Genomic DNA, 26,328 nt, shown 5'->3' with positions numbered 1-26,328 from the left:
CGGACAGGAGATGCTTCTATGGCGCGTATGTATTATGATGAAGATGCTAATTTAGACCTTTTAGCGGGTAAGACTGTTGCTATTATTGGTTATGGTTCTCAAGGTCATGCTCACGCGCTCAATCTAAAAGATAGCGGTGTTAATGTGATTGTGGGATTATATCCCGGTAGTAAGTCCACAGCGAAAGCCGAAGCTGCTGGCTTGACTGTAAAAAATGTTGGTGACGCAGCCAAAGCTGCTGATTTCATCATGATTTTATTACCTGATGAAGTCCAAAAAACAATTTATAAAACCGAAATTGAACCAAATTTAGAGGCTGGAAACGTTTTAGCTTTTGCACACGGCTTTAATATCCATTTTGCACAGGTTATCCCCCCCGCTGATGTTGATGTCGTCATGGTTGCACCTAAAGGACCCGGACATTTAGTCCGTCGTACTTACGAACAAGGACAAGGTGTACCCGCATTATTCGCAGTTTATCAAGACGCAACCGGTAAAGCACGCGATCGCGCTATGGCCTATGCTAGAGGTATTGGTGGTACACGGGCAGGTATTTTAGAAACCACTTTCCGGGAAGAAACCGAAACCGATTTATTTGGGGAACAAGCGGTATTATGTGGTGGTTTGAGTGCTTTAATTAAAGCCGGTTTTGAAACCCTGGTAGAAGCAGGATATCAACCAGAATTAGCTTATTTTGAATGTCTGCACGAAGTCAAGTTAATTGTTGATTTGGTGGTAGAAGGTGGTTTAGCGACAATGCGCGATAGTATTTCTAATACCGCAGAATATGGTGATTATACTCGTGGTCCCCGTGTTGTCACCTCTCAAACTAAAGCGGAAATGAAGAAAATCCTCAGCGAAATCCAATCTGGACAATTTGCGCGGGAATTTGTCTTAGAAAACCAAGCGGGTAAACCTGGTTTTACTGCTATGCGTCGTCAAGAAGCTGAACATCCTATTGAAGCAGTCGGTAAGGATTTACGCGCTATGTTTAGTTGGTTGAAGAAAGCTTAATTTCGGATAATTGTCAAAGAGGTGATTGGTAATCATCAATTACCTCTTAATCTCTATTTAGGGATTGCTACCTGGAAAATAGCTATGATAAAATAAAAAGATAGGTCTGCTGCAATCTTATCTTTATTCATAATGTTTATTTCTCATATAATACTCAAGAATTGGCGTAATTTTCTGTCAGTTGATGTTGGATTAGGAGACAGAGTTTTTATAATTGGTCCTAACGCCTGTGGTAAATCTAATTTTCTGGATGTATTTCGCTTTTTACGTGACATTGCCAAACCTGGAGGTGGTTTACAAACAGCGGTAAAAGAGCGTGGAGGAGTATCTAAAATTCGTTGTTTGTCAGCGCGGCAAAATCCCAAAATTGAAATTGAAGTACACCTGTCTGATTATTCTAGTCATCAACCTATATGGAAATATGCTATTGGCATAACACAACAAACTAGAGGTTATCGTCAACCTATTTTAGCCTACGAGCGTGTATGGAAGGGAAATGAAATAATAGTTGATAGACCAGATATAGACGATGAAAAAGATGAATTACGACGAACACAGACCCACTTGGAGCAAATTAGTGCTAATGGTAATTTTCGAGAAATTGCTAAGTTTTTTGAATCAGTTCTCTATCTACACCTTGTACCGCAGTTACTTCGTTATCCAGAGGTGTTTTCTGGACCGGGAATTTCAGAAGATCCTTTTGGCAGAAGTTTTCTAGAACGCATTACCAAAACTCCTGAAAAGACTCGCAAATCTCGACTAACAAAGATTGAAAATGCTTTGCGTTCTGCTGTTCCCCAATTGAAACATCTTACTGATATAAAAGATGAAATGGGTGTTCCTCATTTAGAAGCAGTATATGAGCATTGGCGACCTCAAGCCGGCAAACAAAGAGAAGATCAATTTTCAGATGGAACATTACGTCTAATTGGCTTGCTGTGGTCATTACTAGAAAGTGATTCACTGCTGCTTCTTGAAGAACCAGAGTTATCTTTAAATGCAGCAATAGTTAAAAAATTACCTTCTTTAATGTATCGAATTCAACGTCAGAAAAAAAGACAAATAATACTCACTACACATAGCGCGGATCTACTCGAAGACGAGGGAATTGGGGGTGAAGAAATATTACTTTTAACACCGAGCTTAGAAGGGACTAAAGTTACTACAGCATCTTCAATTGATAATGTCCGTGATCTGCTAGAAGGCGGTTTAAGCATAGCTGAAGCCGTATTGCCATTAACTAAACCATCTGAAATTAATCAATTGGAGATTCATTTATAGTGGATTTAATACCTATTAATTTAGCTGTTGAAGACCCACTGAGTGAAGCTGTATTGCGGACAATTTTACACCAGTCAAATCGCCGTTATATAGTGGGTAATTGTTATTCTAAACATGGTTTCGGCTATCTTAAGAAGAATATAAAAGGATTTAATAATGCTGCTCAAGGAACACCTTATATAGTTTTAACAGACCTTGATAGAGCAGAGTGTCCACAGGAACTAATTCAGGAATGGCTACCATATACGAAACATCCTAATCTTTTGTTTCGTATTGCTGTTAGGGAAGTAGAAGCATGGCTTTTAGCTGATAGTAAAAACTTTGCTAAATTCTTGGGAGTTTCACAAACATTGATTCCTCAAAATGTAGACGAAATTAGTGATCCGAAACAAACATTGATTAATATTGCGAGAAAATCTAAAAACCGTGAATTGCATGAGGCTATAGTTCCACGGTCTAATAGCACAGCAAAGGTAGGTAGAGACTATAATGGACAGTTAATTTACTTTGTTAATAACTACTGGCAAATGGAAGTAGCTAAGTTATGTTCCCCAAGCTTACAAAGGGCTATCAATGCTATATCTAAATTTGAGCCAATATGAAGGAAAGGGGCAGGATTTTCATCCTACCATTGAAAAATTTTCTGAAGATATATTTTAATTCCCATCCTGTAAGTTCTCAAATCCTGTAAATCCTGATTTTGACGATTTAGACTTAAAGTGCTGGCCGATGTTGAATCCAAGGGTTGGCCGCTTCTAATTGGGCTGCTAAACTAATTAAAGTAGACTCGGCCGCAGGTTTACCAATTAATTGTACACTTATGGGTAAACCGTTATTATCGAAACCCATCGGCAGGGCGATCGCAGGTAATCCGGTAGCATTTGCAACAGGACAAGGGGCAACCCAATGGACAATTTTAGCAAATGTCTCTTCTGGACTCAAATCTGCCCATTCTCCCACGCAAATGGGAGAATGGAGATAAACTGGTAATACTAGTACATCTATGGTATCAAAAAACGCGACAATCTGCCGGGAGACAATCTGCATTTGGGCTAGTGCTTGCAGATATTCACCTACAGAACCATTTTTTGCTAATAACCAGCGGTTTAATGGTTGCAAGGCTGCTGAGGGGATTCCTGCAACTGCTACTCCTGCTTGCCAAACTACTTTAAATGGTTCAATTAACCGGCTAAAATCTGGGTATTGTTCCGTAATTTGATGTCCAAATTGTTCTAATAACTGGACTGTTTTTAATACTCCCTGTTGACAATTTATATCAGCTTCTCCGAAAGGCATGATCTTGGTACTAAAAGCAATTTTAAGAGGATTTAATTTAACCTCAGTTGCATTCAGAAAGGACGGCTGTGGATCTGATAACCAATAGGGATCACCTGTGACATATCCAGATATAACATCTAACATCGCCGCTGCGTCAGCTACAGTACGGGCAATGGGTCCATCCACAGCAATACCACCTAAGTTTTCACCTACAGGGGCTTTAGTCACTCTACCTTTAGCGGGTTTAATTCCAACTACGCCACAACAAGCCGCAGGACCACGAATCGAACCACCACCATCTGAACCTTGAGCGATCGCACTTAATCCCGCTGCTACCGATGCTGCGGCACCACCACTAGAACCACCAGGAGTATATGCTAAATTCCAAGGGTTTCTAGCTGGGGTAAATCCCGTAGGTTCACTGTAAGGAAAAGAACCTAATTCCGAGGTTGCGGTTTTACCAAGAATAATAAACCCAGCTTGTTTAATTTTGGTAACTACACCATCATCGTAATTAGCGATATTATTTAACAGGGCTGAATTGCCATACGTGCAAGTCACATTTGCAACTGCATTCAAGTCTTTAATAGAAATTGGTACACCAAAAAATGGGGGTAATTCTGAAGTTGTTGTGAGTAATTCTGTTTTGATTTTAGCATCAGCCACGGCTAAATCTGCCGTAACTGTGAAATAACTTCCTAATTGGGGGTTTAAGCGTTCAATGCGTTCTAAATATACTTCTACCAACTCTAGGGGTGAAACTGCCCGCAGTCGAATTAATTCCGCTAATTCTAAAGCTGGGGTAAAAGCTAAATCATTATGATCCATGGACATAAATTTGCTAATTTATTGTTACTTTAGCAGAATTTTTGATAATTATCCCTATCCTATATTGGGATGGGGAATTTTAATCGTAAAAATTGTCCCAATTCCTACTTGACTCTCTAAATTAATTTCTCCCTGATGACATTCTACGCATTTTTTGACTACAGATAATCCTAAACCACTTCCCACGATATTATCAACATTTTGACAACGATAAAAAGGCTCATATATTTTCTGTTGTTCTGTCAGGGAAATTCCTATACCTTTGTCTATTACTTGAAAGATGATAAATTTGGGTTCTGATTTTAAAATCAAGGATATTTGACTACCAATATCTGAATATTTAATAGCATTTAATAGTAAATTTGTGAGCATAGAATATAGGAGTTTTTCATCTAAATATCCCCGAAAAATTCCGCTTTCGTTAATAAATATAATTTTATGGGTTACTGGATTAAAAACTTGTATATCTTCAACCAAATTTAAACAAAAATCTTCTATATTGATTAATTGAGTTTTACAATCCAACTTACCTGCTTCTGCTCTTGTTAAAGTTAATATATCAGTTAACATATGATTCATTAATTTAGCCGAGTATTGAATACGAGAGAGATTTTTAAATTGTATTTCATTGATAACATCCTTAAGAGATTCTCTTAATAATTGAGCAGAAAGTAAAATCACACTCAAAGGTGTGCGAAATTCGTGAGATACCATAGAAAATATCTGAACTTTCATTTCTCCAATTTTCTTTTCTTGAAATAGAGAAGATTCTAAAGATTTAATTTTATCACGCTTTACCCATTGACGCTCAAGCATAATACATAAACCAGAAATGACTACAATAATTAAAATTGTCGCCAAAATTTCTATGACTATTCTTGAATGAATAATATATTCAGATTCTTGGAGAGAGTTTTGTAAATAATCTTGTTCTTCCGCTTTAATGTCAGAAATTAGTGGTAGAATTTGTTCCCTGATTTTGACACTGCGCTCTGTGATCTCAGTTTGAGATTGTATGGCATTTTTATCTTTTTGATAAAGTTGTATAGATTGTTCTAAAAGGGCTAATCTTTGATTTACCAAAGCGTTAAAAATTGTAAATCTTTCTTGTTGACTCCTGCTAAAATGTATCTGCTTCTGTAGCAATTTTAGTCCATGATGTATATTTATCAACGCATTTTCATACCGTTCTAAATCCTGTTTACTTCCCATAAAAATATACCCCCGTCGCGCTGATTCTGCAACCGTCATTGCTGCATAAAAATTTGTTAACGTATTCAGAGTTTTGTAAGTATGATTCACTCTATTAGCACTTTGTTTAATTTCAGATGTATTCTTAAATGAAGCAAATACAACTAAACTCATTAGTAAAAGGGTGAAAGTAAACCCTACAGCAATCCATTTTCCTTGTAAAGACCATTTCATAAAATACTAATTTATAATCATGCGAATTCTCATCGTTGAAGATGATACTCAATTAGCAGAAGTATTAACAGAAGCTTTAACCAACCGCCATTATATCGTAGATGTAGCTAGAGACGGTGAAGAAGCTTGGGATTTAGCCGAGTCTATGAAGTATAATTTATTTATCCTAGATGTCACACTACCCAAACTGGACGGAATGAAATTCTGTCAACGCTTACGTAATACTAGCACCACCAACTCAGCATATCGCAATTCAGGTGTACCCGTCCTCATGTTAACAGCCCGTGATACAATATCGGACAAAATTGCTGGCTTGGACGCGGGTGCAGATGATTATGTTTCCAAACCATTTGACTTAGAAGAATTAATGGCTCGTATCCGCGCTTTACTCAGACGCGGTAATTCGACAATTACAGTCGGTTTATCCTGGGGTAAACTACGTTTGAATCAAAGTACCTATGAAGCTACTTATGATACTTACACCATTTCCTTAACCGCAAAAGAATTTGCTATTTTAGAATTATTGATGACCAATGGCAGACGAGTATTAAGTCGTTCTAGTATTATTGAACAAGTTTGGTCAATAGACGACTCTCCCGCAGAAGAAACTCTTAGGTCTCACATTCGGTCTCTGCGTCAAAAACTCAGAGTTTTAGGTGCTTCAGAAGATTTAATTCAAACAGTTCATGGCTTAGGTTATCGTCTCAAAGAGGAATAATACCTCTTGAGATAGAGTTTTTATTTTACCTAATATTTTACAAGCAAGGGACTGTATTTTCATCTGCACAAATTTTGCACAAATCCTGCACGATAATTGCATATATAGGTTCTATAATGTTGTTCTGTTCAGATGTGAATAAAGGAGGTTAAACATAGATGGATGTCACTAGGGAAAAAAACATGAAATTACAGTACGCATATTATGGTTGGTTAATTGAAATCATACCATCATCAAAAGGTTACATTTTTCAGTGTTGGATAGAAGATGAGCAAATCGGCATTAGCGATAATCATGTTTATGATAGTAAATCTCAGGCTGTTAGAGCGGCTAAAAAAAGAGCAAAACTAGAATCTACAACCTTTGCAATTATTCAATTGTTGCATGAATTTAACGAGAATTATCATATCAACGCCCAGGAATATACATCCCTGCTAAATTCCATTGTCCGCTTTAGCAATTTTGCAAGTCAAGTTAAAGATGCTTAAAAGACTAAATATTTTAGTCCTTAAATAAAATACAGGGTGTCAGAAATCAACGTTCTTGTATTTGAGGAAATCTAATTTTTTATGAACACCAAAAAAGAAGGTCGCGGTAGTGGTAGGTTGAAACTGACCTGTTAATTCCACTAGCTATAAAAACGGAGAGGGAGGGATTCGAACCCTCGAAGGGATATAATCCCTTAACAGATTAGCAATCTGCCGCTTTCGACCACTCAGCCACCTCTCCAGTCATGTCTAACAATATTATCAGAAGTTTTTGGGCTTGTCAATAGTTATTTTATTAAAAAATTAAATGACCATTGACCATTGACCAATGACCAATGACCAATGACCAATAAACAAGTTATAGCACTTGCGATCGCATCCAGGCAGCAGGCAAGGTGCGTAACTTTTTCCATTGAGGAACATAAGCTCGCCGACTGAACACATCATAATCATTGCGCTCAATCATTTCTAAAATCTGCTCATAGAGCATAGATGCAGACCAAACAGGCCACCGAGCATCAGCAGCGAGATAACTAATACCTTTATCTGCTTGAATATAGAATTGACGGGCGCGATCAATTTGAAACCGCATCAGTGAACGCCAACGGTCATCAACTACGCCCTGGATACATTCTTCCTCGGTGTAATTAAACTTGGCCAAATCTTCCAAAGGAATATAGATACGGCCGCGACGGGCATCCTCACCGACATCACGGAGAATGTTCGTAAGTTGGTTAGCAATTCCCAAAGCGATCGCTTCTTCTATGGGAAGATAGGGCTGTTGGTTTTGATGCCAAGGGGCTGTATAGATGCTATTATCTACACCCATAATTGTTGTTGACATCAAACCCACAGTTCCCGCTACCCGGTAGCAGTAGAGATATAAATCCTTAAAAGTTTCATAGCGACTACGATACAAATCCATGCGCTGACCGGCAATCATATCCCGAAAGGGTTGAATGTCTAAAGGAAAGCGTTGGAGGGTATCTACTAACGCTACATCAAAATTATCCAAGGGGCAGCCCGCAAAAATCGCCTCCAGTTGATTTTCCCATAGTTCTAGGGTTTCTGGCGTAGTAATAGCGGCAGCAGGACCATCCACTAATTCATCTGTACGGCGACACCAGGCATAAATTGCCCAGACAGATTGACGCTTGGCCGGACTCATCAGCATTGTACCCAAATAAAAAGTCTTAGCGTACTTAGCAGTGAGTTCCCGACAAAGGTTGTATGACTCATCTATAGAGACCAGCGTTTTCATGCGCGGGGGGGAATCAGGCAGTTGCAGCATTCGTGGCGGGCGGTCGGGTTGGCGTTTGCAGGTGAGAGGGATTTGCTACCGTCAGCGCTTGAGAAATAGCCTGCGCTGTTAGTTTACCAGAAAGTACCGCCCCTTCCATACTGGCGAGATAACGTTGCATTGTATAATCCCCAGTCAGGTAGAAATTAGAAATGGGGGTTTGTTGGGAAGGACGGTACTCTTGGCGACCTGGGGTAGCTTTGTAAACTGAACGCGGTGTTTTCACCACATGATATTTCAGTATTTTGGTAGGATTATCCCCCCCAAAGTGTTGGGGAAAGAGTTTTTCCAATTCGCTAATAGTTGCAGCGACGATTTCCTCATCGGATTTAGATATCCAATCTGCGGCTGGTGCTAGAACTAATTCCAACATCGAACGGTCAGGATTGGCATATTCACGGCAAGTATTACTCATGTCAGCATAAACGCTCAGGAGTGGAGACCGGGAAAATAGTAGATGATCAATATCTGTTAATTTGCGATCAAACCAGATATGAACATTAATCACCGGTACACCTTCTAAACCGTTTAATTGTTGGAAAAATGGCATTTCTTTCCACGCATTGGGCAAAATCGGCTTCAAAGGGTCAACGGGTAGGGCAGATACATAAATATCCGCTGTCACTATTTCATCTTCTGCCCCGTTTAAGCCCCGCAATAGGAATCCTTTAACAGTTCCATCCTCATTGAGTAAAATCTCTTTTAAAGGCGCGTTCAGACGTACCTCACCACCCCTTTCAGTAATGTGGTCAATGATTGGCTGACACAATCTTTCAGTGGGTGAACCGTCTAGGAAGGCCATTTTTGAGCCGTTTTTCTCTTGCAGAAAGCGATTCAAGGCTGTTAATAAGACCGTGGCAGAAATTTCCTCTGGGTTAATGAAGTTCAAAGCTTTGGACATAGCAATAAATACTTCTTTTTCTACCCGGGGAGGAACGTTTTGTTTTTGCAACCACTCCCGGAAAGAATATTTGTCCATTTCTTCCACGTACTTTTGCCCTTGCAGTATGGCTGGTAGTAAACCGATACCAAAACTGATTTTCTCTGCCCAGGTCAGCATATCGTTGTTTCTCAGAATGGCAATGACACCATTTATCGGTGCCGGTAAATCTGGGAAATCAAAACGGCTGTAAGTTCCTGGGGAATCAGGTTGATTGAAGATCATTGTGTGTTCTTTCCACTGCAATCGATCTTCAATGTCTAATTCTTTGAATAACTGCAACATATTGGGATAGGCCCCAAAAAAAATGTGCAGTCCTGTTTCGTACCAATCACCATCAGCATCCTTCCACGCGGCTACTTTTCCCCCAATTACGTCTCGACGTTCCAAAACAATGGGGGTGTAACCTTGATCCGTTAGATATTTTGCACAGGAAAGTCCCGCTAGACCCCCTCCTGCGATGGCTACGCTGCACTTCGTGAATGCTACTTGCATTTAACCTACTGTTCTTTAATATTTCTTAATTGTTTTGTCGTTCTCATTATACGTTGCAATCCTTTACATTTGCCGTTTCCTCTCTGATTGCCTCCCAAAAAATTTCACCGAACTGCCCCTAACTATGTAATTTACCCTGATACTCAGTAATTGGATTAACATAAAATATTCTTCTGTGAAAAATATTTTATGTAGTTTATTTATCACAATTAATCCGTGCATCTTTTCGGCTAACTGCTGATTACAAATACAAAAGCCAGTTTATTATTTAAGTATTTGGACGTAAATTATGTCTCTAAATCAGTAAGGTAAATAGGGAAAATTATGAGCATTAATAAGCAAAAATTAGGGAAATACTCCTAATTACTGCAAATATATTTAAAATTCTTATCAATTTAAATAGCCATGACGTTATATGATGATCCCAGACAGTTTAATCATCCTTAAATCTGAAATTTAATTATGTAATTACCAAAAATTTGTCTCTTGTTCAATAAAACGCTTTTTTATTGAATCTGGGCGTATTTACCCAGAAATATTGCATCTACTTCAAGAATAACTAAACTATGATATCAAACGGACTACTCTGGTTATCATCCTTTACAGGTGGTACTTTCATGTTGACAGCTTTACCAATGGGGTTGGCTTCCCCAACACAATTTACAGCTAATTTAGTCAAGGATCAGCATCAATTTTTGACCAATGCTAAACAACATAAAAATACTTGGCCAAAAATCCTAATATCAAAAACTCTTTTTACTTTCGATTGGATAAATAAACAATTAGCATCACATCGAGATACTGCCATTATCCCAGATTTGACAACATTCAAATCTAAAGAAACAAAATTTTGTTCCCCTGTACCAGAAAATATAGCTGCAAAAACTCCATTGGAAAATGCTACTAACTCTCTACTAGTTAAATTCACGCAGTTCAATGTTCCCAAACTAGATTTTTCACCTCCTACCGTTGTGCGATCGCTCCAAAGCTTCTTTAATGTAATTAACAATCCAGTAGAGCAAAATGGGAGTTACGATTATGCACCAGTATTAATTGTTAAGCGTAGTGTATCCAATTATGAAGTATGGGTTAATAACAGCTTTGTTGCTAGACTCCCTGATCGAATTACAGCTAATACTTTAAAACAACGTTTAGAGCAATTAGTGACATCACCAAAAGTACAACCTACAAAACTACAACCTGGTTTAGTTGATAAAACTCCGTCCCTCATGGTAGGTACTCGCTTGCTATTTGCAATTGAGCGAAAACTGTCTGCTCAACTTGGTCGCAACGGTGATATTTTAGCTCTGGAGTGGACTAACAATCTCCGCATAGCCCTACATACCGAACCCTTGACGCTAATACAAGGACAAATGGCAATGTATGGATTAGAGACTTCAACAACAAAACTTTCCGGTGTAGCGTCTTGGTATGGCGGCTACTTTCATGGTCGCTTAACAGCAAATGGTGAAATATATAATCAAGATGATTTCACAGTTGCCCATCGTACCCTACCTTTTAATACATACTTAAAAGTTACAAACTTAGAAAATAATAAATCTGTAATTGTGCGTGTTAATGACCGTGGACCTTACATTGCACCCAGAAGCCTAGATTTATCTCGAACAGCGGCTCGTTGTCTCGATAGTGAACATACTGGAGTCGTAGCTTATCAGGCTGTGGTTTTACAACAAAATGCGCCACAAATGACTTTGAAACCATCTCCACCAAAAACTGAAGATATGGCTAATGCTAAAGGTGAGTTATTGGTTTCTAATTTTTAGTATCCTGGAAGGATAAGGTAGAGAAGGCTTTATCCTACTCCCTTCCCGGTAGAATACCGATTGAATAAACCACGAAGACACGAAGGACACGAAGGAAGAAAAGAAGAAGTAATGAGATATCAATCCTTACAAAGCTTTGGTAATCATCTAATTTTGGGTATTTCTGGAACTACTTTAAATGATGATGATAAACGGGTATTAAATGAATTAAAACCCATTGGTGTCATCTTTTTTGGGAAAAATTTCCTCGACGGTGTACCCTATGCAATTTGGTTAGAAAACTTTAAAAACCTCATTGAGCAAATTCGTCAATATACCGAACGTGATTTGATGTTTACTACTTTAGATCATGAAGGTGGCCGAGTAGTGCGAACCCCTTTACCCATTACCCGTTTTCCTCATGCTTATTTATTACAATCTCACGCTTTTGAAGTTGCTAAAGCCACAGCTAGAGAATTAAAATCTCTGGGAATTAATCTTTCTTGGTCTCCGGTTGCGGATATTTTCTCAAATCCCCAAAACCCAATTATTGGACCCCGTGCGTTTGGAATTACACCAGAAAAAACTAGTCAATGTGTGCGGGAATATTACCAAGGATTGCAGGAAGGGGGAATTTTAGGTTGTGCTAAACACTTTCCTGGCCATGGAGATACTAGCACAGATTCCCATTTAGAATTACCAATATTAAATTTGAGTTGGGAAGATATACAAAACCGGGAATTGATTCCTTTTCAAACATTAATTCAGGCACAAATTCCGTTAATCATGACAGCACATATTTTGTTTCCGCAAATAGATCCACAAGTACCAGCAACGTTATCTAAAATTATTTTAAATGATATTTTACGAAAAGAGTTAGGTTTTCAAGGTGTGATAGTTTCCGATGATTTAGATATGAAAGCTGTATCAGAAATGTTTATGAAAACGGGAACGGTAGCGCAGGCTTTTCATGCTGGTTGTGATTTGTTTATCGTTTCTCGCAATATCAATTCTTCTTCTTTGGAACGGACATATAAAATAGCTGAGGATTTTTCTGCTAGTTTAAATAATGGTAGTTTGGATATAGCAGTGGTGGAAGCAGCGCGGGAGAGGGTGGAAAATTTATTGCGGGTAACTCCTCAATATCCGGTTTTGAGTCTGGATCAGGAGACGCTGGTGAAAAATGCGGAATTGGCTATTAGTTGTTGTTTGTAAGGGGGATTGAATATAGGGTCACTTGATTTTATCTACATCTTGTGTTACACTTGTACGCACAGTATAATTTATACCAGCATTAAAAATTTTGTGTATTCTACTACAATACGCAATTTTCTAATGATGATTGTCCCAATTCAAAATGCTAGATTTTCTGGATGAAATAACTATAATATGACTAATTTTGACGAAGTGATTAACTACAGCTTTTATATCTTCGAGCATAACTTCCTTGAATTTGAGAAAGCTATTGACAGCTACACTAATGAACTTTACAGTCAAGGTGTTCAAGCGTTTGATACAAGAATTCGTGATATTCAATCTCAGAAATTTCAGGAAGTACAGAAGGAAACTGCTCGATTACTGCATAATTATTTAGCTTCTTGGTTCTCTTTGAAAGAGCAAACCCATGCAGCAGAAAATTCATTCAAAAAGTCTTTTACTAATCCTTCTTTAATTTCTGCAATCACAAGCAAGAAGGGAGAAATGTTTACAGATAATCCTGAGAATGGTTTTATTCAGGGTTTGAGAAATTATATACAGCATAGAAGTTTGCCCCTGATTGAGACTGAAAATTCTATAGACTTTAAATTTGGACAACCAAATTTTAATATTGATCATTCACTCTATCTAGATACAAAGAAATTATTGGAATGGCAAAATTGGAATGCAAATGCTCAAAAATACTTAAGTGAAAATTCAGAAAAAATTCATATTAAACAAACAATAAAAGGCAATTTCTTTTATATACAGAGTTTCTATCAATGGTTAAGTTCTGAAATTAAGTAATCATACACTTGTACTGTAGAGACATTTCTTTTGTCTATAATTTTTTTCTGATTTGTTGAAACTTCTGAGATTGCTGTTTAGTAGTAATTAATAAAGGATGTAAAAACTCTTTACGTCCTTCTTGATTAAGTAACATTAGTACAGCATCATAATCTTTTCCAAATTCACTTGATATCTTATAGCTATAACCACAATTAACTTGCCACCATCCATCACGTTTACCTATTACATATAATATATAAAAAGAAGTATCAGACGGTAAATTCTTTTCAGCACATTTAAAACTAACGGCAGATATTCCAGTAGCAAAAGCTACGTCTGTCCATGTTAATATCCCACCTTTATTTGCTGCTAATTCTGAGTTTTTACCTTGTACTGTTATGTAATAGACTCTATCTGTCATCTCGGCTATATTTGATGCACCTATATATTCTGCATAAGCAGAGTTATTTCCTGTAAAAATACTAATAGCAGCAAGAAAAGGTAAAAACCGAGTCTTCATATATATTAAGTTAATTACTATCTTGTATGTAACAAAATTTATTTTACACTCAAAACTGTATAAATTGGGAGTTCCAACTCATTGACTTGATCAAATTATTTCACGTCAGCCGGAGGATGTTCACCTATTGCATACAACACACGACGCAAATTAACTACACCATCACGGTTTAATTGTAGTGTTTCCACAGTAGCACGTCCTGTAGGAGTCAAGCCTATCACTAATGTAAAATCATCATTCCAAGCAAAATGCTTATTCCATTGCTGTTGACGTGGATGGTAAATAGAGACAACATTACCACTGATCAGATCAATTCCTTCCGTTTTGTTATACTTATGATTATTGCAACCCTGACAAGACAAAGCCAAATTATCCAAACTTGTCATTCCACCTTGGCTTCTAGGAATAATATGCTCAATGGAAAAAGGTTGCATAGCAAAACGCACTTGACTTCGACAATATTCACAACATCCGTTTGCACGTTCAGAAACAGCTTTTTTCTGTTGCGCTGTTACTCTTTTTTCAGACATAACTTTGCGTCGGAATACCTAAATTTTCCATCAACGTATTCAAAGAAATTCCTTTTAAACTCGCTAACTCTGCTAAATGTTCAATTCGTTGTGCTTGCTGTTTTTCAATCTGTTGAGTTAAGTTTAATAGCTCCTTGTATTCATGATTGGTAAGAGTTTCTGCATCTCTTTTAGCTATTAAATCATTGTAATCTTTCTGAATATCTAACGGAATACCTTGATTAATTTTTAATAGTAATTCTGACTCCCGTTGCATTAAACTGGAAGTTGTCCGTTGTGCTTGTATCGCAATAGCTTGAGAAATAAACTTCCTTAAATCTGATTGGCTTAATTGTCCAACGGCTTTAAGTAAATCTTCTGAAGAAAATTCTACTTCAACTTTTATGGTTGACATAATTTTTTATCTCACCAACTAATACATTAATATTATCATCTGTTCGGTTAAAAAATACCTTAAATCCCATGACTTTTCCCAATTACCCAATTCCGTCGAAAAAACCGCGCTAGTGCTGATTCTTCCAAAGATAAATAAATTGGTCTACCATGGGGACAAGTGCGCGGGTTGCGGGTACGTTGCCAATTATCTAATAAGGTCTGCATTTCTGGTAAACTCATTTTTGTACCATTACGAATTGCACTCCGACAAGCAACTGCAATTTGAGCAGTTTGTAAGTCTCCCCCCCAACTTAATTCTAAAATTGCCTCAGCACAATCTTCTCTTTGTTTTAACATGACTGGGATGTTCCGCACACAAAAGATTTTATCACCAAATGGTTCTATATCTAAACCAATACGTTCTAATTGGGAAACCTGCGCTGGTGATAATTGATAAATAATAATTGGGGTTTCTAGAGGTACTAATTGCCAGTGATCACATAATTGTTCATATAATACTCGTTCATGGGCTATATGTTGTTCTACTAACCACATTCCCCCAGAATGTTCAGCAACTATATAAGTATTACTCAGTTGAGCAATTGCTTTTAAATAGTTTTGAGTTTCATTGTTTTCAGAATTTTGAGAATTTTGAGAATTTTGAGAATTGAATCTATATTCACCTTTAGATTCTGCTACTTTTAATAAATTACTAATTCTGCTAGTGTGAACTGATTCTTTAATATTAGTTTCGGAAATCCTCAGAGATTTATTGATAGCTGCGGTAATTTGTTCTTGCCAAAAAGGTAGATCATGCAGATATATTTCTGTTTTCGCTGGGTTGCGATTCCAGTTAATTTGCTCAGGGGGAATATGCAAATGTAAAAAACACACGGGATAGCGATCGCGTGGTAATGTTTTATGGAAAGCTGATAATATATTCTGTTCTAATTCTGGTGATTTAATTATCCGGCCATTAATTGCTACTTTTACCCAATCTAAACGATGACGATGACATCTATCTGGTAAACCTATGACCAAATGTAAAGACGAATTTTCCAGATTTGGTATTTCTAAATTCACTTCATATAAATCATCTTGTCGGACTTGAGGAAGAATTTGCGGAATTAATTTTCCTACAGTTGGTGCAGGACAAATTGTAAACCATTCTTTGTCATTTTGCCACACTTGATAATGAACATGAGGATGACATAAAGCTATTTGTTGAATTATCCCTTGTACAGCTTTTAATTGCTGATTTATCGCGGGTAAACCTTGACGACGGGCTGTACAATTAGCAAATAAATTATTCACTGTCACCACAGTACCAGAGGCAATAGCAGCAATATTTACTTCTGTTACTTCCCCTTCGTTATTATAAACAATTCGCCAGCCTTCACTTGCTCCTAAAGGACGACTTAAAACTTCTAAATTTGCTAAAGTTGTTAAACTATGTAGTGCTTCACCACGAAATCCTAAACTGCTAATTTTCCATAGGTCTGCACTAGAATGAATTTTACTTGTACTGTGTGCAGTTGCGGCTTGTTGCAAATCATCCAAATTCATACCACAACCATTATCAGCTACCCGAACTCGCCATAATTGTGGCCATAAAGAAATTACAATGCGCGTTGCACCAGCATCTAGGGAATTTTCTACTAACTCCCTGACAACGGCCGCTAAAGAGTCAATTACTTCTCCAGCCGTAATTAAATATACAACTTCTGTTGGTAAAGCTTGAATAGTAGATACCGTCATGGGGAATTAAAATTAAAAATTAAGTATTTTCTGAATCTAGAAAATATTAGCCTACAATATTATGATTACAAAAAAATTAATTTCTAAATTCTGCTGTCATTCTAAAGAAATAAGAGTTAATAGGGGATATTTGCTAAATTTTTTATAGATTAGACAGCACGAAAAGCTTATGAGTATTAATTTGGTTGCTGATGTTAACGACTTAAAGACCAATCTGCAATGGGGACAACCTGCTTTTACAATTATTGATGTGCGCGATCGCTCAAACTATAATCATAGCCGCATCACCGGGGCAATTTCTATCCCCCTCAATGACTTAGAACATCGCGCCCAAACTTGCTTACATAGAGAACGGCAAATTTATATTTATGGTGAAAATGACAGCCAAGCAGCACAAGCTGTCAGAACCTTGCAATTCCTTGGTTTTACCACAGTGGCCGAACTTACAGGTGGTTTACAAGCCTGGAAATCCATTAACGGTGCTACAGAAGGAACAGACGGTTAACAACTGTACTCAAATCAACCACAAAGTTAGGCTAACCGCGTAAATTTAGTCACCACTCCCACCCTTTTTAGATGTGGAAGTGGTTAAAGTTTACAACTAGTTTTACGGTGAAGTGGGGCATTCAAACTTATAGCCTACACCACGTATGGTCTGGATTAACGTTGATTGGGTGGGATCTATCTCAATTTTCTTACGAATTTGACCGATATGGACATCCACAACCCTTTGATCCCCGACGTATTCATAGTCCCAAACTTGTTGGATGAGTTCGGCTCTTCGCCAAACTCGCCCCGGATGACTAGCTAAAAAATGCAACAATTCAAACTCCAGCGCTGTTAAAGGGATGGTTTCATTATTAACCATTACTTCCCGTCGCACAGAATCAATTATCAGCTTTTCAAAGACTAAGCGCTGCTGTTCTGTATTAGCTACAACCCGCTGCCTCCTCAAAATTGCGCCTACTCTGACCTCTAACTCTCCCAAACCAAATGGCTTGGTCAGGTAGTCGTCAGCACCCTTAGCAAAACCGCGAATTTTATCGGCTTCATCTGTCCTGCTAGTCAGTAGTAGCACAAATACCCCACTACGATTTTGCATTTCTTGACAAAGGTTAAAGCCAAGTGCATCCGGTAAATTTACATCCAGAATCACCAAATCAGGGTTAAATTGCTCAAAAATGGCTAGAGCCATTTTACCATCTTCGGCGGACTCTACTTGATAATTTTGTTGTAGCAAAAAACGTTGAATTAAATTCCGAACCGCAGAATCGTCGTCAACTACAAGAATCTTGGCGGCAGCCATGACCATTATTTTTCACAAAAGTTCATAGGATTAACAATTAACAAACATGATTGCCTAAGAACCCAGGTTCTACTTTGGCAGTAATTCAATACCTACAGGGGACAACGATGATGATCCTGATGATTTGAAGAAATTGGTGGGGTGGGCATCCTGCCCGCTGAACTGAAACTGATTCAGATAAAATCTGCTGTCATAGCGGCACTTGTATGGGAACATATTTTCAATAAATCAAATAAATTTTTAGATCAACTAAACAAATTCATGCTAGTATTATTAGCGAAGGATAAAATAGATGGTCTGATTAGTCGAGATACATATATTGGCAGTCAATCAGGGGTTTTACTTCTGAAAGCTACTGGATATGATCCAACTCTCGACAATTAACCGTTAGATACGGACTCCTTTGTATAATAAAAATATACACAATTATTGAAAATCATCTCATCCCAAAAATAAGAACTAAAACTTAAACAAAAGGTTCTCAGTTGTATGGGTGTTGTGATTTTTATGATTTAGTGTAGAGTTATTGAATACGCGTTGCCAGATCGGAATGTACTCCTGTGGAAAGAAATCTGCTTCCCGGCTGTTTCAAAGCACAGAAGTGAGCAGGATAATGTTACTATTTATTTAGGTTGAGTATCCTGTGTAAATTTCGTTTTTGCATTTGTTCTGATCAATATAAAACCTAAAGTTGTTTTTTTGCAAAATAAAGAGTGCCACTGAACTAAGGCTCAAGTAATAAACTCCCATGAGTGATCAAAGTCCCTACGAAAAAATTGGGGTATCAGAAGACGCAAGCTTCGATGAAATTCAGGAAGCTCGAAATCGCCTATTAGAAAAATATGGTGGTGAGAGTAATAGCCGAGAAGCCATTGAAGCCGCTTATGATGCGATTTTAATGGAGCGCCTGCGGATGCGCCAAGAAGGGAAAATCAAAGTACCTGAGCGCATCCGATTTCCAGAAATGCGAGTTAGATCTATTCCCCAAGCAGGTCTAACCCCTAGCCAACAAGCCCCTGAATGGCTGCAAAGAAGTTTGGATAGGCCAACATTGACTGATGTACTATTACCAGGGTTCTGTTATCTGGGTTTGGGTGCGATTAGTCTGTTTTATCCCGGTGGTACTGAGCAGGTTTTGCAACTCGCATTGGTAGTTGGAGTAGGTGCTGGTGTTTACTTCCTCAATCGCAAGGAAGGTAAATTTGGTCGAGCGGTTTTATTCACACTGGTTAGTTTAATTATCGGCTTAACTGTTGGCGGTTTAATTGCTGGCTCGATATTACCACTACTATTACCATTGATAAATTTGACAGGGAATCAATTTTCAACGCTTTTGACTTTCATATTCATGTGGTTAGTAAGCAGCTTTTTACGTTAGTTAATGGGTAATTGGTTAATGACCGATTACCCATTATTGTTATCGCTGCTAGTTGAAGAGATAATCCACCACAGTTTTTAAATCTGGAAGAATCATATCAGGTTGATATGATGCTAGTTGAGTGCGATCGCGGATACCAGACTCAACAGCAATAATTTTAATATCATGTTTTTTAGCGGCCGCGATATCGGCCTCTGTGTCTCCTACCATCCAAGTATCAGCCGCAGGGGGGAGTTCAGCTAATGCTCTAGCCATTAATAAAGGTTTATCTTCGACATCACGGGTTTTTACATAGTCATTACTGAGACAATAACGGCGGTTTTCCGGGAAAAACTCACCTAAATTGTGCTGACTAAAAGCATAGTCTAATTCTCGTACCCTCCGCATAGTCATCACTGCTAAATCAATACCAGCAGCCTGAACTTTGTTAAGTGCTGCTAATGCAGTGGGGATCAAGCTATCATATTGGAAGTAGGGTAGAGTATGGACTGTTTGTTTGCGGATTTGGGTGAATTTTTGCCCTTGCTGGGCATCTAAACCCGATTTTAAGGCAATTTGAAGTTCAGGGGTATGCGATCGCTTCAGTTGCCAAAATTCAGCTTTAGAAAGTTCTGTAATTGTTTGCCCCGGATATCGGGTTTTCTCTAGACACAACTGATAAACACGGTAGTATCGTTCCGAAACATCCATAATTGGACCGTCAAAGTCAGTAATTAATCTCAGCATGAGTAGATAAATATTTTTATTTTTTTTATTATCTCAGTTAGGTGGTGTTTTTTAATCTGAGGTTTCGCACCAAGAGGCAAAGGAGCAAAGACCATTTCCAACCCAAGGGCAGAATTAAGAGATGGAAATTACATTAATAAATTACATTAATAATTGTAACTGTGAACCTTGCTGATTTTTACTGACTTCAATTCTGGCTTGGAAGGCTTCTTTTAAGTGAGGCATATGAGTTACAGTTAAGATACAGGCAAAATCGGATGATATGGCATTAATAGCAGCAATTAGACGATCACATCCTTCCCCGTCTTGAGTACCAAAACCTTCATCTACTACTAATAATTGTAATGATGCCCCTGCTCTTTGTGCTAATAATTTGGCTAAAGCTAAACGAATAGCAAAATTAATTCTAAAAGCTTCTCCTCCCGAATAAGTTTCATAAGACCTTGTTCCCCTCGCGTCAGCAATTAAAATATCTAATGTATCTATTAATTTAGCATTTTTCTTGCTGGATTTACCACTACGTCCCGCTTTTTGGGTGATAAATTGGACGTGAAATTGATTCGCACTCAAGCGAGAAAGTAATTGATTGGCTTCTGCTTCCAATTGGGGTAAAACATTTTCAATCATTAAAGCTTGAATCCCATTTTTGCCAAAAGCTTGAGCTAATTCTTGGTAAACACGCTGTTGCTGTTTACAAATTTGCAATTGTTCTATTTCTTGTTCATATTGATTTTGTAGGGTTGCCAATTGCAGCGACATTTGTTTTAATTGTCCCAAATGAGAGATTTTATGATCTAGTTCTCGTCTGCGATTTGCTATTTGCTGTTCTAAATTATTAATTTGGGCTGTGGGGTTAGCACTGTCAGTTAATTGTTTAACAATATCATCAATTTTTGCAGTTAGTATTTGTCTTTCTTTGTCAATTCTTGCTAAGGAATCTCCTAAATCTTGCCATTTACTTCTTAATTGGGGATCTTGGGCTTGTGCGGATAATAATTGTTGATGACGTAACTGCCAAGTTTGCCCTTGACGCACAGCTTGACGCAGATAATTATGTTGTTCTGAACTGTAGCCAATTTCTGCAATCTGTTGTTCTAAATTAGCGATTTCTTTAGCACAATCAGAATCAATTTGTTCCTGTTGGATTTGCCATTGTAATTGAGTAATATTTGCTGTTAATTCTGGTTTTCTAGTTGTTAGTTTTTTCTGCCTTTTTATTGCTTCTTTAATTTCCCCTTGTTTAATTTCTGCCCAGCGCAATCTTTCTACTTCATTGCGAGCGAGGGCGTGATCTTGTTCATGATAATTAAGTTGTTGAATATATTGATCTAATTCTTGAATTTCTGCTTGTTTTTCTGGTGCATAATCACCTGTTTGTAAGCAAATTTCTAACTGTTCTTTTTCAGAAATAACTTGCATTAACTGTTGTTGGATATCCATTATCCCCTGTAATTGGGCAGCTAATTGTCCCCGTTTTTCTCGCAATGAGTCATAACCGGATAACTTTTGGTCTATTTCTCGATATTCTTGTCTGAGTACCTGAATTTCCCGATCTGAAACCGCAATTTGTTCCCGTACTACCCAAAATTGTCCTTGGGTATCTTCATATTCTGATTGGGTTTTTTCAACAACTCGACTCCAATGATGTTCATTTAAAGGACGTTCACATAAGGGACAAGTAGCATCGGGATTTTGTAACATTTGCAGTTTTTGTTCTAGTTCTACTAATAATTTTTCATAATCTCCTTGGTGGGCTTGTAACCGTTCAAAAAAGTGTCGTTTTTCCTGTCCTTTTTCTTTTACTCTTTGCAGATAAACTCGCTTTTTATCTAGTTCTTCAATTTGCTTTTCTACCTCTGTTATTTCTTTTTCTATTTGGGGTTGACGATGATGTTTATTTTGTAATTTCTTTTCTTCGGCTTGTTTTTGCTCTAACTGTGCTAATAAACTAGCATGAGTGCGATCTAATTGAGTTTGTAGATTTGCTCTTTGTTGTAATAATGGTGTTACTTGCATTTGCAATTGATCTAAATTGGCTAAATGCTGACGGGCGTTATTTAATTGTAATAAAGCTGCTTCTATATCTCCAGATTTACTGAGGATTTGGACAATTTCTAGTTCTTGCTGTTCTAAAGCTGTTAATTCGGCTTCAGCTTTTTGTAATTGGCGTTCTAAATCTTGAATTTGCTTATATAGCTGTTGTTGTTTTTGTTGTTTTGCATTGGTAGCGCGGGTATGTTGTTCAAATTTGTCCGCGAAAATTTCTTCTTGAAAGCGCAAATTTTGATACTGAGTATAACCAGCTTCAATCTCCGCTTGTTGATTTAAAATCTTTTCTAATTCTGTTAATTGGGATTTTACAGATAATTGTTCTTGTTTTAAGCGATCGCTATCTTGGGTAAGATTAGCATATCGTTGGCGCACAAAATTTAATTCTTGTTCCCAATTTTGTCTTTGATGTTGAATAACCTGTAAACTTTGTAATTGATTATTCTCAAAAGTTTGTACCTGTTGTAAATCCTGTAGTTGCGCTTCTAACTCAGTCCGTTGGTTTTCCGTTGTTTCCCGTTCTTGGAGTTGAATTTTGATATTTTCCAAAGAACGTTCTAATTCCTCCCCTCGTCCCTTGAAAAGTTTAAAACTATCCTTGGCTCGTTCTTCTAATTCATCATACTGATTTAATTTTAATAATTCCGCTAAAATTTCCTTACGTTCCGTGGGACGTTTGAGCATAAACTCGTCGGCTTTCCCTTGACGTAAATAAGCAGAATTAATAAAAGTCTCATAATCTAACTTAATATGTTCGAGAATTACATCCTGAGTGGCTTTTAACCCCTTACCCGTCAAGGGACGAAACCCCCCAGGAGTTTCAATTTGAAATTCTAAAATGCTAGTTCCACCCCTGACCCGGTTGCGAATTACCCGATAAGTTTGCTGACCACTTTGAAAAGTGAAATCAATGCGGACTTCTTTTGCACCAGCATGAATGACATCATCCTCGACAGTAGCACGGCTTTCGCCCCAAATTGCCCAAGTAATAGCTTCTAAAAGGGAAGATTTTCCCGCACCATTAGAACCACAAATACACGCCGTATGCAAACCGCTAAAATCTAAAGCTGCATCACGGTAACTGAGAAAGTTTTTAATGATAAGTTGAACTGGAATCATTCAAGCTATTGTGCCACATTGCGAATTTTGATTGTTAAGAGTACAGACGCACTTTTTGTTAGTTTAGCTATCTAATAGGCATATTTCTAGTTTTAAAGACATCAATTTTACAAAAATTTACAATATTTTAGACAATATTCAGACAATATTCAAAAATTTTTTTAATGTCAGGGGGTTAATGATTGTCAAAATTGCGGTTACTGATACAATAGGTAATACAGGGGTTTTCGCTCTTATGAGGTACATCTTAAGCCCCCTCCCCGCACCCCCCTCAATCCCCCCGCTGCGGGGGGAAGAAAAGGATAAACTTTTGATATTGGAGGGGGTTGGGGGTGGGGTTCTTGTACCTCATAACATCGGGAAGTGCTGTATATGTGCTGAAGACATCACAAAAATAAATCCTATGGACTTTGACAAGAAAGCCCTCAGTGAGCGCGACATCTGTACTAAATACATCACTCCTGCCATAGTGCAAACATCAGGATGGAATTTATACACCCAAATCCGTGAAGAAGTCACCTTTACCGCAGGACAGATTTATGTAAGGGGGAAAATGGTTCATAGGGGTGAAAGTAAACGCGCTGATTATATTCTTTATTACAAACCTAATATCAAAATTGCTGTCATTGAAGCGAAAGATAATAACCACAGTGTGGGAAGTGGAATGCAGCAAGCGCTTAATTATGCAGAAATGTTAGATATACCTTTTGTTTACAGTTCCAATGGTGACGCATTTTTAGAACATGATAGAACTTTAACATCAGGAATTATAGAAAGAGAAATTCCTTTAGATAAATTTCCCACCCCTCAAGAATTATGGCAACGTTATTGTCAATGGAAAAATATTGATGATCAATTACAGCCTATTGTTACCCAAAGTTATTATGATGATGGTAGTGGTAAATCACCCCGTTATTATCAACAAATTGCTATTAATAAAACTGTAGAAGCGATCGCTCAAGGTGAAAACAGGATATTATTAGTTATGGCTACAGGTACGGGGAAAACCTTCACAGCCTTTCAAATTATTTGGCGGTTATGGAAATCTAAAACTAAAACCAGAATCCTATTTTTAGCAGATAGAAATATTCTCATAGACCAAACTAAAACCAATGATTTTAAACCCTTTGGTTCTACCATGACGAAAATCACTAAACGTCAGGTAAATACAGCCTATGAAATTTATTTAGCCCTTTATCAAGGTGTATCAGGAACGGAGGAATCTAAAAATATTTATAAACAATTCTCTAAGGGATTCTTTGATTTAATTATCATTGATGAATGTCATCGTGGTAGCGCGGCTGATGATTCTGCATGGCGGGAAATTTTAGAATATTTTTCTGCTGCTACCCAAATCGGTTTAACAGCTACACCCAAGGAAACTAAAGAAGTTTCTAATATAGATTATTTTGGCCAACCCATTTATACTTATTCTCTGAAACAGGGCATAGAAGATGGATTTTTAGCACCTTATAAAGTTGTCAGAATTGATATTGATAAAGACTTAGAAGGCTGGCAACCAGCACCGGGAGAATTAGATAAATATCAGCGATTAATTGCAGATAAACTTTACAGCCAAAAAGATATTAACCGCACATTAATATTAGAAAATCGAGATGTTTTAGTGGCGAAAAAGATTACTGAATTTCTCAAAGCTACTAACCGATTTGATAAAACTATTGTTTTCTGTGAAGATATAGACCACGCGGAAAGAATGCGTCAGGCTTTAATTAATGAAAATGGTGATTTGGTTGCCAAAAATCGTAAATATATTATGCGAATTACGGGAGATGATGAACAGGGAAAAGCCGAATTAGATAACTTTATTTTACCAGAAAGTCCCTATCCCGTGATTGTGACGACATCGAAATTAATGACTACAGGAGTAGATGCCCAAACCTGTAAATTAATTGTTTTAGATAAAGAAATTAATTCACCGACTGAGTTTAAACAAATCATTGGTAGAGGCACAAGAATTAATGAAGAATTTGATAAAACATATTTCACAATTATGGATTTTAAAAAAGCGACTAAGTTGTTTTTAGATCCAGATTTTGATGGTGAACCTGTACAAATATATGAACCACAAACAGGGGATTCTCCCGTACCTCCAGATGATAATGGAGATAATAATCTTGATGATTTACCTGAAAAATCAGGACAAAAGCAAGTTAAATTTGTACCTGTAGCTGTGAATGTTGATATAGTTTCTGAAAGGACACTTTATCGCAGTAAAGATGGTAAATTAATTACCGAATCTCTTAAGGACTATACTCGGAAAACTGTCCAACAAGAATTTACGACTTTAGATAAATTTATCGGGCGTTGGAATGCGGTAGAACTGAAACAAGTTATTATTCAAGAATTGAATGAACAGGGTATTTTATTAGAAGCATTAGCAGAAGAAGTGGGTAAGGATTTTGATCCTTTTGATTTAATTTGTCATCTGGCTTTTGACCAACCGGCGTTAAGTCGTCAAGAACGGGCTAAAAAAGTACGTCAGCGTGATTACTTTCATAAATACAGTGAAAAAGCCCGTGGGGTTTTAAATGCACTTTTAGATAAATATGCAGACGAAGGGATTGAAAATATTGAAGATATAAATGATTTAAAAGTGCAACCCTTTGATAAAATAGGTACACCTATGGAAATTGTCAATTTATTTGGTAATAAACAAAAGTATTTAGAGGCATTACAGGAGTTAAAAAATCAACTTTATATGGATGATATTCATGAAGATTTTTGACGACAGAGAAGCCGAATATGAACTATTAGATGATAATTACCATTATCCCATTCCAGAGGCTTTACGCTGGCGAAATTGGGCTACAGACGCGGAAGGAATCACGGGGGATACTTTACTTGATTTTGTGGATAATGTTTTATTTAAAACCTTAAAAGACGCGAATACCTATCAAGCTACAGCATTTCCCGATGTTATGAGGTACAAGAACCCCACCCCCAACCCCCTCCAATATCAAAAATTTATCCTTTTCTTCCCCCCGCAGCGGGGGGATTGAGGGGGGTGCGAGGAGGGGGCTTAAGATGTAC

The 26,328-nt window shown here is 37.5% G+C and carries 24 protein-coding genes and 1 tRNA gene; 13 read left to right on the top strand and 12 right to left on the bottom strand.

What is annotated here, in order from left to right; all coding sequences use genetic code 11:
* Positions 1–18 precede the first annotated feature (18 nt).
* The 3 genes from ilvC to H6G25_RS18750 all read left to right on the top strand — a co-directional run bounded on the left by ilvC (position 19) and on the right by H6G25_RS18750 (position 2,897).
* The gene (ilvC, locus tag H6G25_RS18760; protein ID WP_028082752.1) at positions 19–1,014 is read left to right on the top strand and encodes a ketol-acid reductoisomerase; all 996 of its coding nucleotides are present in this window, start codon (positions 19–21) and stop codon (positions 1,012–1,014) included.
* Between the two features lie 132 nt (positions 1,015–1,146).
* Positions 1,147–2,295 carry an ATP-binding protein gene (locus tag H6G25_RS18755; RefSeq protein ID WP_190393799.1) on the top strand — a complete coding sequence of 383 codons (1,149 nt, stop codon included), beginning with the start codon at positions 1,147–1,149 and terminating at the stop codon, positions 2,293–2,295.
* Positions 2,295–2,897 carry a DUF4276 family protein gene (locus tag H6G25_RS18750; protein ID WP_035372667.1) on the top strand — a complete coding sequence of 201 codons (603 nt, stop codon included), beginning with the start codon at positions 2,295–2,297 and terminating at the stop codon, positions 2,895–2,897. Before H6G25_RS18755 ends, H6G25_RS18750 begins: the two co-directional genes overlap by 1 nt.
* Positions 2,898–3,009: 112 nt before the next feature.
* Here the strand turns inward: H6G25_RS18750 and H6G25_RS18745 are convergent, their stop codons facing one another.
* Both H6G25_RS18745 and H6G25_RS18740 read right to left on the bottom strand, forming a co-directional pair.
* Positions 3,010–4,401, bottom strand: coding sequence for an amidase (locus tag H6G25_RS18745; protein WP_190393809.1), 1,392 nt, complete (start codon positions 4,399–4,401; stop codon positions 3,010–3,012).
* A 54-nt stretch (positions 4,402–4,455) separates the two neighbouring features.
* Entirely contained in the window at positions 4,456–5,826 is a 1,371-nt protein-coding gene (locus H6G25_RS18740) for an ATP-binding protein (protein ID WP_190372462.1), read from the bottom strand.
* A gap of 19 nt (positions 5,827–5,845) precedes the next feature.
* Between H6G25_RS18740 and H6G25_RS18735 the strand changes: the two genes are divergently transcribed.
* Together H6G25_RS18735 and H6G25_RS18730 are read left to right on the top strand one after the other, a co-directional pair.
* On the top strand, positions 5,846–6,544 hold the full coding sequence (locus H6G25_RS18735; RefSeq protein WP_190393798.1) for a response regulator transcription factor: 699 nt from the start codon (positions 5,846–5,848) through the stop codon (positions 6,542–6,544).
* A gap of 182 nt (positions 6,545–6,726) precedes the next feature.
* On the top strand, positions 6,727–7,032 hold the full coding sequence (locus tag H6G25_RS18730) for a hypothetical protein (RefSeq protein WP_190393797.1): 306 nt from the start codon (positions 6,727–6,729) through the stop codon (positions 7,030–7,032).
* A 153-nt stretch (positions 7,033–7,185) separates the two neighbouring features.
* On the opposite strand, the gene H6G25_RS18725 is transcribed toward H6G25_RS18730, so the two are convergent.
* From H6G25_RS18725 to pds, 3 genes are all read right to left on the bottom strand, one after another.
* Positions 7,186–7,273: transfer RNA gene (locus H6G25_RS18725), tRNA-Ser, on the bottom strand.
* Between the two features lie 117 nt (positions 7,274–7,390).
* Positions 7,391–8,323, bottom strand: a complete 933-nt coding sequence (gene crtB / locus H6G25_RS18720) for a 15-cis-phytoene synthase CrtB (protein ID WP_028091763.1) — start codon at positions 8,321–8,323, stop codon at positions 7,391–7,393.
* Entirely contained in the window at positions 8,307–9,767 is a 1,461-nt protein-coding gene (gene pds / locus H6G25_RS18715; RefSeq protein ID WP_190393796.1) for a 15-cis-phytoene desaturase, read from the bottom strand. Before pds ends, crtB begins: the two co-directional genes overlap by 17 nt.
* 566 nt (positions 9,768–10,333) lie before the next feature.
* On the opposite strand from pds, the gene H6G25_RS21585 reads away from it, so the two are divergent.
* The 3 genes from H6G25_RS21585 (at position 10,334) to H6G25_RS18700 (ending at position 13,534) form a co-directional block, all read left to right on the top strand.
* Positions 10,334–11,551 (top strand): septal ring lytic transglycosylase RlpA family protein, encoded by a 1,218-nt coding sequence (locus H6G25_RS21585; RefSeq protein ID WP_277881760.1) that lies wholly within the window; start codon positions 10,334–10,336, stop codon positions 11,549–11,551.
* A gap of 111 nt (positions 11,552–11,662) precedes the next feature.
* Positions 11,663–12,745 carry a beta-N-acetylhexosaminidase gene (gene nagZ / locus H6G25_RS18705; RefSeq protein ID WP_190393807.1) on the top strand — a complete coding sequence of 361 codons (1,083 nt, stop codon included), beginning with the start codon at positions 11,663–11,665 and terminating at the stop codon, positions 12,743–12,745.
* 174 nt (positions 12,746–12,919) lie between these two features.
* Positions 12,920–13,534, top strand: coding sequence for a hypothetical protein (locus H6G25_RS18700; RefSeq protein WP_028082744.1), 615 nt, complete (start codon positions 12,920–12,922; stop codon positions 13,532–13,534).
* A gap of 34 nt (positions 13,535–13,568) precedes the next feature.
* Here the strand turns inward: H6G25_RS18700 and H6G25_RS18695 are convergent, their stop codons facing one another.
* The 4 genes from H6G25_RS18695 to mutL all read right to left on the bottom strand — a co-directional run bounded on the left by H6G25_RS18695 (position 13,569) and on the right by mutL (position 16,699).
* Entirely contained in the window at positions 13,569–14,036 is a 468-nt protein-coding gene (locus H6G25_RS18695; protein WP_028082743.1) for a hypothetical protein, read from the bottom strand.
* Positions 14,037–14,131: 95 nt separating this feature from the next.
* Positions 14,132–14,566 carry an HNH endonuclease signature motif containing protein gene (locus tag H6G25_RS18690; RefSeq protein ID WP_190393795.1) on the bottom strand — a complete coding sequence of 145 codons (435 nt, stop codon included), beginning with the start codon at positions 14,564–14,566 and terminating at the stop codon, positions 14,132–14,134.
* Positions 14,559–14,960: a hypothetical protein gene (locus tag H6G25_RS18685; protein ID WP_028082741.1), complete on the bottom strand. Its 402-nt coding sequence runs from the start codon at positions 14,958–14,960 to the stop codon at positions 14,559–14,561. Before H6G25_RS18685 ends, H6G25_RS18690 begins: the two co-directional genes overlap by 8 nt.
* Before the next feature lie 59 nt (positions 14,961–15,019).
* The gene (gene mutL, locus H6G25_RS18680; protein ID WP_190393794.1) at positions 15,020–16,699 is read right to left on the bottom strand and encodes a DNA mismatch repair endonuclease MutL; all 1,680 of its coding nucleotides are present in this window, start codon (positions 16,697–16,699) and stop codon (positions 15,020–15,022) included.
* 169 nt (positions 16,700–16,868) lie between these two features.
* On the opposite strand from mutL, the gene H6G25_RS18675 reads away from it, so the two are divergent.
* Entirely contained in the window at positions 16,869–17,204 is a 336-nt protein-coding gene (locus H6G25_RS18675) for a rhodanese-like domain-containing protein (protein WP_028082739.1), read from the top strand.
* A 102-nt stretch (positions 17,205–17,306) separates the two neighbouring features.
* Here the strand turns inward: H6G25_RS18675 and H6G25_RS18670 are convergent, their stop codons facing one another.
* Positions 17,307–18,005: a response regulator transcription factor gene (locus tag H6G25_RS18670; RefSeq protein ID WP_190393793.1), complete on the bottom strand. Its 699-nt coding sequence runs from the start codon at positions 18,003–18,005 to the stop codon at positions 17,307–17,309.
* 261 nt (positions 18,006–18,266) lie between these two features.
* Here H6G25_RS18670 and H6G25_RS21580 point away from each other — a divergent pair, with 261 nt between their 5' ends.
* Together H6G25_RS21580 and H6G25_RS18665 are read left to right on the top strand one after the other, a co-directional pair.
* A complete protein-coding gene (locus H6G25_RS21580) occupies positions 18,267–18,389 on the top strand; it encodes a hypothetical protein (RefSeq protein WP_277881759.1) in 123 nt (40 codons plus the stop codon).
* A 364-nt stretch (positions 18,390–18,753) separates the two neighbouring features.
* Complete coding sequence (locus H6G25_RS18665; protein WP_190393792.1) at positions 18,754–19,383, top strand: CPP1-like family protein; 630 nt, start codon at positions 18,754–18,756, stop codon at positions 19,381–19,383.
* A 48-nt stretch (positions 19,384–19,431) separates the two neighbouring features.
* Here the strand turns inward: H6G25_RS18665 and H6G25_RS18660 are convergent, their stop codons facing one another.
* Positions 19,432–20,109: an HAD family hydrolase gene (locus H6G25_RS18660; protein ID WP_190393791.1), complete on the bottom strand. Its 678-nt coding sequence runs from the start codon at positions 20,107–20,109 to the stop codon at positions 19,432–19,434.
* A gap of 141 nt (positions 20,110–20,250) precedes the next feature.
* Positions 20,251–23,277 (bottom strand): exonuclease subunit SbcC, encoded by a 3,027-nt coding sequence (gene sbcC, locus H6G25_RS18655; protein ID WP_190393790.1) that lies wholly within the window; start codon positions 23,275–23,277, stop codon positions 20,251–20,253.
* A 403-nt stretch (positions 23,278–23,680) separates the two neighbouring features.
* Here sbcC and H6G25_RS18650 point away from each other — a divergent pair, with 403 nt between their 5' ends.
* Entirely contained in the window at positions 23,681–26,023 is a 2,343-nt protein-coding gene (locus H6G25_RS18650; RefSeq protein WP_190393789.1) for a DEAD/DEAH box helicase family protein, read from the top strand.
* On the top strand, positions 26,010–26,297 hold the full coding sequence (locus H6G25_RS21380) for a type I restriction-modification system subunit M N-terminal domain-containing protein (protein WP_242035022.1): 288 nt from the start codon (positions 26,010–26,012) through the stop codon (positions 26,295–26,297). Before H6G25_RS18650 ends, H6G25_RS21380 begins: the two co-directional genes overlap by 14 nt.
* Positions 26,298–26,328: the final 31 nt, after the last annotated feature.

This window comes from Dolichospermum sp. FACHB-1091, from assembly GCF_014697585.1.
GTDB lineage: Bacteria > Cyanobacteriota > Cyanobacteriia > Cyanobacteriales > Nostocaceae > Dolichospermum.
Note: the sequence above shows the minus strand (reverse complement) of the source record. Positions and strands in the feature narration are given on the sequence as shown.